This window comes from Candidatus Sysuiplasma jiujiangense, from assembly GCA_019721075.1.
GTDB classification, from domain to species: Archaea; Thermoplasmatota; Thermoplasmata; order Sysuiplasmatales; family Sysuiplasmataceae; genus Sysuiplasma; species Sysuiplasma jiujiangense.
On sequence record JAHEAD010000054.1, the window covers coordinates 1 to 2,167 of the forward strand.

Genomic DNA, 2,167 nt, shown 5'->3' on the forward strand with positions numbered 1-2,167 from the left:
ATACCATCCATCCATCGGGCCGCAGGCAAATGTTTCAGATCCACTCGCATCAGTCGGCGTCAGCGCAACATATTACACTTTGGCATCAGAAAGCAATACGCCATACACATTCAGTGTGCCATTCTCGGAAAATTCATCATATACTTCGATCCCAGTATTCTCATCCTCTTCATCATGGACGGAGTCTTCAAACACCGTTGCTGGATGGACTCAGAATTTCGGTTCCATGTATTTCGGGATGTTTTCCGACACCACGAACGTGGAGCTTGACCAGGTTGCCTTCAACATAGGGTCATCATCTACATCTGGTGGCATATCAGAGGCTATAGGTACGGTGTACGCGAATCTTACATCGCCTCTCGACGTGACTTATACATGGTCTCACACCTTCAACTACGCATCCATTGAGACGTCCTACGCCTACATTGACCCGCAATGGACTGTCTATGACTCTCCATTTACGGTTCAGGTTGGCTCATGGTCTGTTCAGTTTACAGATGTTCTTCAATCCGGGTATGTATGGTCAACTGCACCAAGCGGCATGACATCAAATACGGGATCTCAGACAAATTCGATCCAGACATCCGTAACAGGTTCCAATACGGCGATCAATGGCGTAATTGGAACAAGCTACGGAACGCAGGGCTGTTTTTTCACTATCCCTGCCAATGAGGCGTCCTACAATATTGTGTTTTCCAACCCGTACGTACCCCAGATATATTCAGAGTATGCCGGGGATGGTGCCACACTGGACTCTACGGCGACAACCACTGCTGGCATCCTTTCGGGGTCATACATAAACGAGATGTTTGGAAACGTTAATGGTGACCCGAATCCAGGCGGAAGTGGTTCAGTCGCAACGTCAGCTTCATCGGTGACATATACGATAACGCTTGAGAATCAAGAACAAGCCGTATTGAATAATGTTGGGAGCTACTTCTCAGGTTCGGTTGCCTACAGTCCGTCGAACCCCTCGCCAAATGAATTCACGTATGCCGTTCCTTTCTCCTACTCTACTCCGTCAGGTGCATACTTCGGGCCATATGAATCTGGAACCAATTCATTCCTTACGGATTCAGGGACGTTTGTCCCGTCCGTGACTGTGATCGACCTTGAGCAGGTTGATTATTCATGTTCGCAGGCAGGATTCTTTATCTCGCTCAACAATGGATCATACAGCCAACAATCCAATGCACAGGATCATTCCTATACCTACAGCAACACATATACTTCTGCGCAGACAATCGACAACTACATCCAGACAATATCAGTCGCCAATACTGCTCCGCAATATGTCAGCTCCTATCTTCAGTTCATGGGAACCGGATCTGAAATGGAGCTTTACTTCAACATTTCACAGCCGGTCTTCTCAGGCGAAACCGAGGCCGTCTCTGTTCAGTGGGGCGACGGAAGTAATTCAAATGTGCAGGGAACAACTTATTCTCTGACATTCACTCATTCTTACGCCAGGACGGGAACCTATACCATCACGGTCTCATTCAATAACGTGCCATCCGTCACTGAGGGGGTCCTATCTTCTATTTCTGGACCTACGCAGGTTCTCACCTGGCAGGTCTCTATAGATCCGGTAATAACGCCCGTATACGGCAGCCAGCTTACGCCAAGCGAGCCTGTTAATATGCATTTCACAACCGTGCATGATATCGTCGGTACCGTCACTGCATACGATTCGGGCACAGAGTTCCAGAGCAACACGTTCGATACGGCATCCGGGAGCATGACAATGTATCCTCCAAGCGAAGGCCTGACAGGATTCACCCTGACAATAAAATTCGATGGCGCCTTTTACTCAATCACATACGAATATTCGAGCCCCCTCTATCCGGCATACAACTCCACGTTCTTGGTGGAGATCGGCGGTGATTCACTGACGCAGCAGTACCCGATCACCATTACAAACGCCGGGACATCAGCAAGCGGCAATTTCGTATATAACCTCACGGAAAGCAGCACCTACTGGTCGCCCTATGCCAACCCCTCGATCTCGAACGTGCTGTTCAGGTATTCAAACGGCTCCCTTATACGGGTAGAGCTCGTAACTCATTCCTCATCATCCGCGACATGGTATCTTTCCCTGTACTCAATTCCTGCATCCGGAAATGCGCCAATCCTCCAAATATTCTATCCGGCAGGCGAGGACGTCTTT

Annotated in this window: 1 protein-coding gene; it reads left to right on the forward strand. The window is 48.8% G+C overall.

The genetic code is table 11. The features are described from left to right. The coding region (locus KIS29_11475) for a hypothetical protein (protein ID MBX8640946.1) at positions 1-2,167 on the forward strand (2,167 nt) is incomplete at both ends.